This window comes from Amycolatopsis sp. WAC 01416 (assembly GCF_003947485.1).
Lineage (GTDB): Bacteria > Actinomycetota > Actinomycetes > Mycobacteriales > Pseudonocardiaceae > Amycolatopsis.
In genome coordinates this window covers 392231-404641 of the sequence record NZ_QHHX01000005.1, presented here as the reverse complement: position 1 = coordinate 404641, position 12411 = coordinate 392231, and the positions used below count along the sequence as shown (strand labels likewise).

7 protein-coding genes are annotated in these 12411 nt (G+C 67.9%); 3 read left to right on the top strand and 4 right to left on the bottom strand.

The window, feature by feature from the left end; all coding sequences use genetic code 11:
• Positions 1-109 precede the first annotated feature (109 nt).
• Positions 110-3832 (top strand): ABC transporter ATP-binding protein, encoded by a 3723-nt coding sequence (locus DL990_RS19120; RefSeq protein ID WP_125788414.1) that lies wholly within the window; start codon positions 110-112, stop codon positions 3830-3832.
• 534 nt (positions 3833-4366) lie between these two features.
• Here the strand turns inward: DL990_RS19120 and DL990_RS19115 are convergent.
• A complete protein-coding gene (locus tag DL990_RS19115; RefSeq protein WP_125799449.1) occupies positions 4367-4678 on the bottom strand; it encodes a hypothetical protein in 312 nt (103 codons plus the stop codon).
• A 74-nt stretch (positions 4679-4752) separates the two neighbouring features.
• Between DL990_RS19115 and DL990_RS19110 the strand changes: the two genes are divergently transcribed.
• Positions 4753-5322: a DUF4291 domain-containing protein gene (locus tag DL990_RS19110; protein WP_125788412.1), complete on the top strand. Its 570-nt coding sequence runs from the start codon at positions 4753-4755 to the stop codon at positions 5320-5322.
• On the opposite strand, the gene DL990_RS19105 is transcribed toward DL990_RS19110, so the two are convergent.
• A complete protein-coding gene (locus DL990_RS19105; RefSeq protein WP_125799448.1) occupies positions 5319-5585 on the bottom strand; it encodes a hypothetical protein in 267 nt (88 codons plus the stop codon). The two genes, DL990_RS19110 and DL990_RS19105, sit on opposite strands and share 4 nt — an antisense overlap.
• 373 nt (positions 5586-5958) lie before the next feature.
• On the opposite strand from DL990_RS19105, the gene DL990_RS19100 reads away from it, so the two are divergent.
• A complete protein-coding gene (locus DL990_RS19100) occupies positions 5959-9711 on the top strand; it encodes a multifunctional oxoglutarate decarboxylase/oxoglutarate dehydrogenase thiamine pyrophosphate-binding subunit/dihydrolipoyllysine-residue succinyltransferase subunit (RefSeq protein WP_125788410.1) in 3753 nt (1250 codons plus the stop codon).
• 76 nt (positions 9712-9787) lie between these two features.
• Here the strand turns inward: DL990_RS19100 and DL990_RS19095 are convergent, their stop codons facing one another.
• Complete coding sequence (locus tag DL990_RS19095) at positions 9788-10507, bottom strand: hypothetical protein (RefSeq protein ID WP_125788409.1); 720 nt, start codon at positions 10505-10507, stop codon at positions 9788-9790.
• Positions 10508-10639: 132 nt separating this feature from the next.
• Complete coding sequence (locus DL990_RS19090) at positions 10640-12205, bottom strand: S8 family peptidase (protein WP_125788408.1); 1566 nt, start codon at positions 12203-12205, stop codon at positions 10640-10642.
• Positions 12206-12411 lie beyond the last annotated feature (206 nt).

Sequence of the window (12411 nt, the reverse complement as noted above, 5' to 3'; positions counted from 1 at the left end):
GCCATGAAAGGCCCCTTCATTGCAAATTTTGCAATGAAGGGGCCTTTCATGGCGTTCGGCCCTGCGCGAACCGGCCGGTCCTGTCGGTGGGGCCGCATAGGCTTGCGGGGTGACTACTGCTCCACCTCGTCCGCGTCAAGCGAGCCCGGCACGTGAGACGGCCCCGGCACCCACCGGAGGCTGGATCCGCCGCCTGGCCGCTTCGTGCTGGAAACATCCTTGGCTCGTCGTGCTTTCGCTGGGTGCGGCCATCATCGGCGTCGGGTTGCAGGCCGCCGGTCCGCTGCTGATCCGCGAGGCTCTCGACGACGCCGTCGCGGGCGACACCTCCCGTCTCGGCCTGCTCGCCGCCGTGATGGCGGTACTGCAGGTGCTGACCTTCGGCAACGCCTTCGCCCGCCGGTACGTCGGCGGGCGGCTGGCCCTCGACGTCCAGCACGATCTGCGCCGCCAGGTGTTCAACGCGGTCTCCCGGCTCGACGGCGGCAAGCAGGACGCGCTGCGCACCGGCCAGGTCGCCTCCCGCGCGATCTCGGATCTGCAGCTGGTCACGTCGGTCCTGATGCAGGTGCCGCTTTCGGCGGGATCGGTGATCTTCGCGCTCCTGTCGCTCGGCGCGATGCTGTGGATGTCGCCGACGCTGACCCTGATCGCGATGGTGGTCGCGCCCGCGATCGCGATCATCATGGCGGTGAGCCGGAAACGGCTCTTCCCCGCGACCTGGGCGGCCCAGCAGCGCGCGGCCGACGTCGCGCAGCAGGTCGAGGAAACCGTCACGGGCGTACGCGTTGTGAAGGGCTTCGGTCAGGAAACGCGCGAAGTCGCGAAGCTTGAGAAGACGGCGAAGAAGCTCTTCGCCGAACGCATGCGCTCGGCGCGGCTCTCGTCCTTGCCGACGGCCACGACGGCGGCGCTGCCCGCGGCCGGTCAGGTCGCGGTGCTGGCCGTCGGCGGCGTCCTCGCCCTGAAAGGCGAGGTCAGCCTCGGCACCTTCCTGGCGTTCGCCACCTATCTGTCCATCCTGATCGGCCCGGCACGGATGATCTCGAGTCTCGTCGTGCAGGCCCAGCTGACCAGGGCCGGGGCGGAACGGGTCAACGAACTGATCGACGCGCAGCCGGACGTCGTGGACAGCCCGGACGCGCGGCCACTGCCCGAAGGCCCGCTCGGTGTCCGCCTGGAGGACGTCTCCTTCGGCTACACGCGGTCGGATCCCGTGCTCGACGGTCTCACCCTGGAGGCCCGGCCGGGCGAAACACTCGCGCTCGTCGGCACCGCCGGTTCGGGCAAATCGACGATCTCCTTGCTGCTGCCCCGGTTCTACGACGTGCACAGCGGTTCGGTCCAGGTCGGCGACCTCGATGTCCGCGACGTCCGGCAGCACGACCTGCGCAGTGTGATCGGCGTGGTCTTCGAGGAGGCGTTCCTCTTCTCCTCGTCGGTGCGCGACAACATCGCCTACGGCAGGCCGGACGCGAGCGACGAGGAGATCCGCGCGGCCGCGCGGGCGGCGGAGGCGGACGAGTTCATCCAGCGCCTCCCGGACGGATACGACACGCTCGTCGGCGAGCGCGGCCTCACGCTTTCGGGAGGTCAGCGGCAGCGGCTCGGCCTCGCCAGGGCGCTGATGACCGATCCGCGCGTGCTGGTCCTCGACGACGCGACGTCCGCCATCGACACGGTCACCGAGGCGGCGATCCACGACACGCTGCGTTCGGTCACCGCGAGCCGCACGACCCTGCTGATCGCGCACCGCCGCTCCACCCTCGCTCTCGCCGACCGGATCGCCGTGCTGGACAAGGGCCGCGTCGTCGACGTCGGCACCGAGGAGGAACTGCTGGCGCGCTGCCCGCTGTTCCGCGAACTCGTCGCGGGGCCGGGTGACGACGTCGAGGAACCGCACCGCTGCGAGGGCCTCGACTGCGGCCCCTCGGGAATCACCCCCGCCCTGTGGCCGGAGCAGGACAAGTCCGACGAACTGGCGGGCGAACGCAAGGGCACCGGCGGCGAATGGGACGTCGACCTGCCACCGAGCGGGGAACTCCTCGAAGGCGTCCGGAAACTGCCGCCGGCCACGGACGTCCCACGGCTGCCGGGCACCGACGTCACCGCGCCCGAACCGAAGTTCCGTCTCGGCCGCCTGCTGAAACCGGTGCGCGGCCCGCTCGCCGTGGTGATCGGGCTGGTCGCGGCGGACGCGATGGCCACCATCGCGATGCCCGCGCTGTACCAGTACGGCATCGACAGCGGGGTACGCGCCGGAGCGGAGGCGGTGATCTGGCTCGCCGCCGGAATCGGCGCTTTGGTGATCCTCACGGACTGGCTGGTGGTCTACCTCCAGACCAGGATGACGGCGCGAGTCGGCGAGACGGTGCTGTATTCGCTGCGCGTCCGCAGTTACGCCCATCTGCAACGGCTCGGGCTCGACTTCTACGAACACGAACTGTCCGGGAAGATCATGACCCGGATGACGACCGACGTCGACGCGCTCTCGACGTTCCTGCAGACCGGTGTCGCGCAGGCCGTGGTGAGCGCGCTGACCTTGGTCGGGATCGCGGCGGCGCTGATGATCACCGATATCGGGCTGGCGGCGTACGCGCTCGCGGTGCTGCCGATCCTCGTCGTGGCGACGGTGATCTTCCGCCGGGCGTCGTCCAAGGCGTACACCGAAGCCCGGGAACGGGTGAGCGTCGTCAACGCGGACATGCAGGAGAACGTGAACGGGCTACGGGTCGCGCAGGCGTACACCCGCGAGGAGCGGACGGCGGAGAAGTTCGCGTCCCGCAGCGACGAGTACCGTCGTTCGAGGCTTCGCGCCCAACGCTACGTCGCGACGTACTTCCCTTTCGCGGCAATGCTTTCCGGATTGGCCGAGGTCGTCGTGCTGATCGTCGGCGCGAACCGGGTCGCGGCGGGCACGCTGTCGGCCGGTGTGCTGGTGGCGTTCCTGTTGTACCTCGGCCAGTTCTTCTCACCGATTCAGCAACTGTCCTCGGTCTTCGACGGCTATCAGCAGGCGCGAGTCGGCCTGACTCGCATCGGCGATCTCCTGCGCACGCCGACGTCCGTTCCGGCGGCGGAAAACCCGGTCCCGGTCCCGGAGCGGCTACGGGGCGAGGTCTCCTTCAAGGACGTCGATTTCGCTTACACCGCAACGGATGAACCTGCGCTGAAACAGTTGACGCTGGAGGTCGCCGCCGGGGAGACCGTCGCTTTGGTCGGCGCGACGGGCGCCGGCAAGTCGACAGCGGTGAAGCTCGTCGCGCGCTTCTACGATGCGACAGGCGGTGTGGTCCGGATCGACGGAACCGACATCCGCGAGTACGACCTGGGCGCCCTGCGCACGCGGATGGGCGTGGTACCACAGGAAGCGCATCTGTTCTCGGGGACCGTCGCGGACAATGTGCGCTACGGCAGGCCTTCCGCGACGGACGCGGAGGTCGAGGAAGCGGTCCGGTCCGTCGGCGCGCTCGACGGTGTCGCCGCGCTCCCCGCCGGTTTCCACCAGCCCGTCGGTGAACGCGGACGGTCGCTTTCGGCCGGGCAGCGGCAACTCGTCGCCCTCGCCCGCGCCGAACTCGTGGACCCGGACGTCCTCCTGCTCGACGAGGCGACCGCGGCCCTCGACCCGTCCACCGAAGCCGCCGTCCTGCGCGCGACGGAACAACTCGCTCGCCGCCGCACGACCTTCGTGGTCGCGCACCGCCTCGCCACCGCCGCCAAAGCGGACCGGATCGTGGTGCTGGACCACGGCCGGATCATCGAACAGGGCACCCACGCGGAACTGGTCGCCGCGGATGGCCACTACGCCCGCCTTTGGTCCTTGGGCTGACTCGGGCCTCGTGAGTGGTATTGCGTCTCAGGTACGTACTGCCGGGTTTCCCGTGACTGAACGGACGACACACGTGCTTAGAGAGACGACACGCGTGATCCGGCGGACGACTCGTGGCGGAACCCCGGCCGCGCGTCGTGTCGTCCATCCAGTCACGCGTACTCGCCGGTACTGGACCCCGTGAGTGGTAGAGGATGGTCAGCGCGGACCGGCATTTGCTCCGATTTTCCGGCCTTGATCAAGTCGGTCGAGAGGGGAGGATTTGGGACGTTGAACGTCCCAACTCCCCTCTCGCCTTCATCACTGTTCCGGGTGCGAGCCGGTTTCAGCGGCAGGCGAATACAGGTCCACCAGAACCGTCTTCACCACTCACGACGCCCGCCTCCGCTCACCAGGAACGCGACTCCGGCGGAGGCGTTGCGAAAGCCACTTTCGCAACCTTCAACGTTGCGAAAGTGGCTTTCGCAACCCCACTTTTCGCCAGACCGCACCGGGCCGAGGTAGTCGCCCTCCGATCACGTCGCGCCAGCCCTCTCACCCAGCTGACAGATCCAGCTGGAACTGCGCCCCTGGAGCCGACGGCTCCCACCCCCGCGTGAGCGCCAGCTGGATCGCGCGTTCGACGTCCGAAGGCAGCACGGCCTTCGACGGCACCCCCATGTAGTTCAACGGATGCGCGTGATCCGTCCGGACCACCAGCACCGCACCCCGCACCCCCTCCAATTCCACCCCGTACGAAAGGAAGTACCCGCCGTCCTGTGCATAGGTGGGCTTCCGCCGGACGATCCACCGGTAAGCGATGTCGTCGACCACGATCCGTCGCGACCCCCTGCGCAGCAATGCCATGAAGCCAGCATGACTCCACGGACAAGGGAATTTCGGTCGCGCGTGAACCCCCGCACCTGGCACCCTCACGACAAATGAACGAAGAGATCCCGGCGCGGCAGATCCGCGCCGTGCACACCGAAACCACGGTCCGCGTCTATCAGGCGTACTCGCCTGCCATCGCCGACGCCGCAGTGAAGGCGGGCACGTTCGTGCCGCCGTTCAAACGCGAACGCATGACCTGGATCAAGCCGTCCTTCCTCTGGATGGCGTATCGCTGCGGCTGGGCCGCGAAGCCCGGCCAAGAACGCGTACTCGCCCTCGACATCACTCGCGAGGGTTTCGCGTGGGCGCTCGAACACGCGGCGCTAAGCCACTACGACCCCGACGTCCACCCCGATCGGAAGACGTGGCAGGACGAGGTCAAGACCAGCCCGGTCCGCATCCAGTGGGATCCGGAGCGCGGCATCCGGCTCGGCGCACTGAAGCACCGCTCGCTCCAGATGGGGCTGAGCGGCGAGGCCGTCGATCGCTATGTCGACAACTGGATCACGGCGGTCACCGACGTCACCTCGACCATGCGCGAGATCGGCGCCCTGGTCGCGGCGAACCGCATCGAACACGCCGAAGCGCTGCTACCCGCGGAGCGCCCGTACCCCGGCTAGGGCCGCCACTTGAGGCCGCTCATCCCGGCGACCTCGAGGTCCAGAGCCGAAGCCCACCGGACGGTCCCCGGCCGGACGTGCACCCCGGCCGTCACCGCCCAGTCCGGCTCGTCGGGCTCGACGTGCTCCATCTCCTTGAAGTCGGCGAACGTCGGCCAGACCGCCGAGCACGAGTCGCACATCAGCACGACCTTGCCGGACTCGGTGACCAGCGGGCGCACGCGCCCCTCGTCCCAGAACGACGGGCACTCGTCGAGCCACATCGGCTGCCACCACCTCGCGGGCGATCGGCGGCAGGCACGACACCGGCCGCATCGTCCACCCAGCGAAGCCCCCTGACGTGAACTACAGGCTGTCCGGGCACGACCAGCCGGCCAACCTTCACCGACGAAACAGTGACCTGACCTGCACGGACGGTGAAAACGACAGCAAAGGTCCCTTGCTCCCCCGAACGGCCGAGGGCCCGGACGGCACAGGACAGATTTTCGGTCTCTTGATCGAGACAGTGACCCATCACCTAGTGCGCCACGCCTCACACAGGCCAGTTCCATCACACGGCCGCGACCGAGGGGGTTAGCCTGGTAGGCGCATCAGCGGTGTTCAAGATCTCGAGACGGATAGAGGCGAGTCCAAGCCGTGTCCAGCAGCAGCCCTGCGTCACAATTCGGCCCCAACGAGTGGGTCGTCGAGGAAATGTACGACCAGTTCCTCGCCGACCCCAGCTCAGTCGATGCCGCCTGGCACGACTTCTTCGCGGACTTCAAGCCAACGCAGGCCGCGCAGACCAAGGCTGACGACGCGCGTCAGAACTCCGGAGACCCCGGCAACGAAGGCCCTGGCGCCAACGGCCAGGTCACCCACCCGTCGCCCCAGACAGTCCGCAACGCCGAGTCCACCGCGAAGCAGACCGCGCCGAAGAACGCCCCCGCGAAACCCGCACCGAAGACCGAGACGAAGGCCGCCGCGCCCGCGAAGGCCTCAGCGCCTGCGAAGGCGGCGGCGCCCAAGGCGGCCGAGAAGGCCCCGGCCAAGCCCGCCGAGAAGGACGCCGAACCGGAGTCGAAGCAGCTCCGTGGCGCCGCGGCCGCGATCGCGAAGAACATGGACGCCTCGCTGTCCGTGCCGACGGCCACGAGTGTGCGCGCGGTCCCGGCGAAGCTGATGGCCGACAACCGCATCGTCATCAACAACCACCTCAAGCGCACGCGCGGCGGCAAGATCTCCTTCACGCACCTCATCGGGTACGCGATGGTCCGTGCGCTGAAGAACTTCCCGAACATGAACCGGCACTACCAGCTGATCGACGGGAAGCCGTTCGCGATCACGCCGGAGCACGTGAACTTCGGTCTCGCGATCGACATGAAGGGCAAGGAAGGCTCCCGCACGCTCGTCGTGGCCTCCATCAAGGCCACCGAGAACATGACCTTCATGCAGTTCTGGCAGGCCTACGAGGAGATCGTCAAGAAGGCCCGCAACGGCAAGCTGACCGCCGACGACTTCGCCGGCACCACGATCTCGCTGACCAACCCCGGCGGCATCGGCACCAACCACTCGGTGCCGCGCCTGCAGGCGGGCCAGGGCGCGATCATCGGCGTCGGCGCCATGCAGTACCCGGCGCACTTCGAGGGCACCAGCGAGAAGGCCCTCGTCGACCTCGGCGTCTCGAAGATCATGACGCTGACCTCGACCTACGACCACCGCATCATCCAGGGCGCGGAGTCGGGCGAGTTCCTCAAGCGCATCCACGAGCTGCTGCTCGGCGAAGACGGCTTCTACGACGACGTCTTCACCAGCCTGCGCCTGCCCTACGAGCCGATCCGCTGGGTCGCCGACATCCCGGACGGCCCGGTCGACAAGACCGCGCGCGTGATCGAGCTGATCGACGCCTTCCGCATGCGCGGTCACCTGATGGCCGACACCGACCCGCTGAACTACCGGCAGCGCAGCCACGCCGACCTCGACGTCCTCTCCCACGGCCTGACCCTGTGGGACCTGGACCGCGAGTTCCCGGTCGGCGGCTTCGCCGGCCAGGAGCGGATGAAGCTGCGCGACATCCTCGGCGTGCTGCGCAACTCCTACTGCCGCACCGTCGGCATCGAGTACACGCACATCCTCGACCCCGAGGAGCGCCGCTGGATCCAGGATCGCGTCGAGGTCCCGCACGAGAAGCCGGACCCCGCGGTCCAGAAGTACGTGCTCTCGAAGCTGAACGCCGCCGAGGCGTTCGAGACGTTCCTTCAGACCAAGTACGTCGGTCAGAAGCGGTTCTCCCTCGAAGGCGGCGAGACCGCGATCCCGCTGCTCGACACGCTGCTGGACAAGGCGGCCGAGTACGAGCTCGACGAGGTCGTCGTCGGTATGCCGCACCGCGGCCGCCTGAACGTGCTCGCGAATATCGTCGGCAAGCCGATCGCGCAGATCTTCCAGGAGTTCGAGGGCAACCTCGACCCCGGCCAGGCGCACGGCTCCGGTGACGTGAAGTACCACCTCGGCGCCGAGGGCAAGTACTTCCGCATGTTCGGCGACGGCGAGACCAGGGTGTCGCTGACCGCGAACCCGTCACACCTGGAGACCGTCGACCCGGTCCTCGAAGGCATCGTCCGCGCGAAGCAGGACATCCTCGACAAGGGCGGCGAAGGCTTCACCGTCCTCCCTGTGCTGATGCACGGCGACGCCGCTTTCGCCGGCCAGGGTGTCGTGGCCGAGACGCTGAACCTGGCGCTGCTGCGCGGCTACCGCACCGGCGGCACCGTGCACCTCATCATCAACAACCAGGTCGGCTTCACCACCGCGCCGGAGAACTCGCGGTCGAGCCAGTACGCCACCGACGTCGCGAAGATGATCGGCTCGCCGATCTTCCACGTGAACGGCGACGACCCCGAGGCCGCACACTGGGTGGCCAAGCTGGCCGTCGACTACCGCCAGGCGTTCCACAAGGACGTCGTGATCGATTTGATCTGCTACCGCCGCCGCGGCCACAACGAGGGCGACGACCCCTCGATGACGCAGCCGGCGATGTACGACATCATCGACACGAAGCGTTCGGTCCGGAAGACCTACACCGAATCGCTGATCGGCCGCGGCGACATCTCCGTCGAAGAGGCCGAAGCCGCGTTGCGCGACTTCTCCAGCCAGCTGGAGCACGTGTTCAACGAGGTCCGCGAGCTGGAGAAGCACCCGGCGAAGGCCAGCCCCTCGGTCGAGGAGGAGCAGCAGGTCCCGGCCAAGGTGCCCACCGCCACCACCGCCGAGGTCATCGAGCACATCGGCGACGCGTTCCTCAACGTGCCCGAGGGCTTCACCCCGCACCCGCGGGTCAAGCCGGTCATGGAACGCCGCCACAAGATGTCCCGCGAAGGCGGCATCGACTGGGCGTTCGGCGAACTGCTCGCCTTCGGTTCGCTGGCCATGGAAGGCCGTCTCGTGCGGCTGTCCGGCCAGGACTCGCGCCGAGGCACCTTCACCCAGCGCCACTCGGTGCTGATCGACCGCAAGACCGGCCAGGAGTACTCGCCGCTGGCCAGCCTGGCCGACGGCCAGGGCCGCGTGATGATCTACGACTCGGCGCTGTCCGAGTACGCGGCGGTCGGCTTCGAGTACGGCTACTCGGTGGCCAACTCCGAAGCGCTGGTCATGTGGGAAGCGCAGTTCGGTGACTTCGTCAACGGCGCGCAGACCGTCATCGACGAGTACATCTCCTCCGGTGAGGCCAAGTGGGGCCAGCTCTCCGACGTCGTGCTGCTGCTGCCGCACGGCCACGAAGGCCAGGGCCCGGACCACACCTCCGGCCGCATCGAGCGTTTCCTCTCGCTGTGCGCGGAAGGCTCGATGACCGTCTCGGTGCCGTCGACCCCGGCGAACTACTTCCACCTGCTCCGCCGTCACGCCCTCGACGGAGTCAACCGGCCGCTGGTGGTCTTCACCCCCAAGTCGATGCTGCGCAACAAGGCGGCGACTTCGCAGGTCGAGGACTTCACCGGCCAGTCGAAGTTCATGTCGGTCATCGACGACGCCGTCGTCGACCCGTCGAAGGTGCGCAAGGTGCTCCTGACCTCGGGCAAGCTCTACTGGGAGCTGGTGGCCGAGCGGACGAAGCGCGAGGCGAACGACATCGCGATCGTGCGGGTCGAGCAGTACTACCCGCTGCCGAAGAAGAAGCTGCTGGCGGCGCTCGAGCGCTACAACGGCGCTCCCGCGGTCTGGGTCCAGGAGGAGCCGGAGAACCAGGGTGCGTGGCCGTTCTTCGGCCTGAACCTGCCGCGGAAGCTCCCGGAGGTGTTCTCCAGCCTGGACGTCGTGTCGCGTCGCCCGATGGCGGCACCGTCGGCCGGTTCGTCCAAGGTGCACGAGGTCGAGCAGAAGGCGCTGATCGCGCGGGCCTTCGACTGATCGCCTAGAAGTACATGAAGGCCCCCTTCCTTGCGCCAGACGCAAGGAAGGGGGCCTTCATGTACTTCGGGGGAAGCTAGCCGATCGCCTCGGAGGTCGCCTTGGCCAGCTTCAGCGCGTTCTCCTTGCACACCGTCTGGTTGACGGTCGCGGACGCGTCGGGGCCGGTCACGATGATCTCGCCCTCGACGTTGCCCTGGTAGAACTTGATCTGGCACTGGCTCGGCGAGTCGAGCTTGGTGTGCACGGCTTTGGTCGACTTCGCCATGCTGGGGATGAGCACGCCGCCATCGGTCACGGCGTTCTCGACACTCGCCTTCGCCCAGGCCTCACCGGCGCCCGACCCCGGCTCCTTCGACTTCGACAGGTACATCACGACGGTCGCAGAAGGCGCGTTGGGCTCACGCCAGCTGCACGACGAGCGGGTGTAGGTGATGTCGTCGTTCGACGTGCTCGCCGGCTCCTCGCCCTTCGGCGTTTCGAGCGGCGGCAGGTTCCGAATCTTGCTTCCGATCTTCTCGCAACCGGGCATGGAGGTGTACTTGTCCGGCGGACCGGTCTTCTTGGACGACGTCGGCGCCGCGGTCGGCGACGAACCGGAGTCGTCGGACAACAGCAGGAAGGCCGCGACCCCGCCACCGCCGAGCAGCACCACCGCGCCGATGACGAGCCCGACGATGAGTCCGGTGTTCGACTTCTTGGGCGGCGGCCCGTATCCGGGTGGCGGATACCCCGGATATCCCTGCGGCGGATACGGCTGCTGAGGTCCCTGCTGATAGGGCGGTCCGGGCTGCATGCGGAGAGGGTAAAGCCTCGCGAAGGTCCTTAGTGGACGAACGTCGCAACTGGGCGCCGAATCACTCTCCGGATACGTGAAGGCCCCCTTCCCAGCAGGAGGAAGGGGGCCTTCACGTACTCCGGATATGGATCAGACGGTCAGCGACCAGCTGTTGAGCGAGCCGGTGTCGATCCGGTACACGTCCTGCACCTTCAGCTTCCAGGCGCCGTTCGCGGCCTCGGTCGAGACGTTGGCGGTGTAGGTGGTGTTGATGTTGTCGGACGAGTCGTTGCTCGAACCCTTCAGGCGGTACGAGCTGCCGTCCGGCGCGACCAGGTCGATGACGAGGTCACCGACGTAGGTGTGCGTGATGTTCACCGCGACCTTGGTGGTGGCCGAGGCGTTGCGGGCGCAGTTCGCGACGGTGATCGTGCTGGTCACCGCGGCACCGGCGTCGGGGATGGCGACGACGCCGCTGTTGGTCTGCGTGCCACAAGGCGTGGGCTCGGGGCCGGGGCCACCGTCGGTGCCGGTGTAGAGCAGCACGTTCGGCGAACCGGTGCCCGGGTTGGTCACCTTGTCCTTGGTGCCGTTGGCGACCAGCGCGTCACGGACCTGCTTCGGCGTGGCCGTCGGGTTGGCGGAGGCGTACAGGGCCGCCGCGCCGACGACGTGCGGGGTCGCCATCGAGGTACCGCTGATGGTGTTGGTGCCGTTGTTCAGCCACGTCGACGTGATGCCGCTGCCCGGCGCGAAGATGTCGAGGCAGGTGCCGATGTTGGAGAAGCTGGACCGCGCGTCCGTGTTCGTCGTCGAGCCGACGGTGATCGCTTCCGGGGTACGGGCGGGCGAGGTGTTGCAGGCGTTGGCGCCGTTGTCGTTACCGGCCGCGAGACCGTAGGTGATGCCTGCCGCGATCGACCGCTGGACGGCCTGGTCGAGGGTGGTCGACGCGCCGCCGCCGAGGCTCATGTTCGCGACGGCGGGCTTGACGGCGTTCGCGGTCACCCAGTCGACACCGGCGATGACGCCGGCGGTCGTACCGGAACCGGAGCAGTTCAGCACGCGGACGGCGACGAGCTTGACGCCCTTGGCCAGACCGTGCGCGGTACCGCCGATGGTGCCGGCGACGTGGGTGCCGTGACCCTGGCAGTCCGTGGCGTCGTTGTCGTTGTCGACGGTGTCACGGCCGTGGGTCGCGCGCCCGCCGAAGTCGGGGTGCGTGGTGAGGATGCCGGTGTCGACGACGTACGCGGTGACGTTCGACGCCGTGGTGCTGTAGCTGTACTTCTGGTTGAGCGGAAGGCTCTGCTGGTCGACCCGGTCCAGGCCCCACGACGGCGGGTTCAGCTGGTCCGCCGAGATCGAGACGGTCTGGTTCTGCTCCACGTAGGCGACCGCGGGGTCGGCGGCGACACGCTTCGCCTGCTTTTCGGTCAGCGCACCGGAGAAACCACGGACCGAAGACGCGAAGGTCTTCTCGACCGTGCCGCCGTGGCGCTGGGTCACGCTCTTCGCGGTGGCTTCGACCGACGAGCCGTCCTTCAGCACGACGATGTAGCTGTCCTTGATCGCCTTGTCGCTACCCGCGTTGACGATCGAACCCTCCGCCGCCGACGCGACGGTGGTGCCGCCCAGCGCCGTCAGCACGGCGACGGCCGCGGCCACACCGAAGGCGGGCAGTCGTCTCTTCAAGGTTCCCAGGGAATTGTTCAAGATATTCCTCCCAGGCAGGGTCGACCCACGGGCGTGAAATGGCCCGCCGGATCGTTGGGGTGACTCAGAGGTGAAGCGCGTTCCACTTAGGAGCGCAGGCTGAGACTAAGTCGCCGATTCACCCCAAGGAAGACCTTGCATTACGGACATCCCGGTAGTAATGGACGTCGCGTCGACGCAGTTCGGGCACCGTTCAGCCCCCGCCT

What these genes read in the sequence shown, in the direction of transcription:
- DL990_RS19105 (WP_125799448.1), bottom strand. Translation starts at nt 5,585, where the DNA reads ATGTGGCTCGACGAGTGCCCGTCGTTCTGGGACGAGGGGCGCGTGCGC.
- DL990_RS19095 (WP_125788409.1), bottom strand. Translation starts at nt 10,507, where the DNA reads ATGCAGCCCGGACCGCCCTATCAGCAGGGACCTCAGCAGCCGTATCCG.
- DL990_RS19115 (WP_125799449.1), bottom strand. Translation starts at nt 4,678, where the DNA reads ATGGCATTGCTGCGCAGGGGGTCGCGACGGATCGTGGTCGACGACATC.
- DL990_RS19110 (WP_125788412.1), top strand. Translation starts at nt 4,753, where the DNA reads ATGAACGAAGAGATCCCGGCGCGGCAGATCCGCGCCGTGCACACCGAA.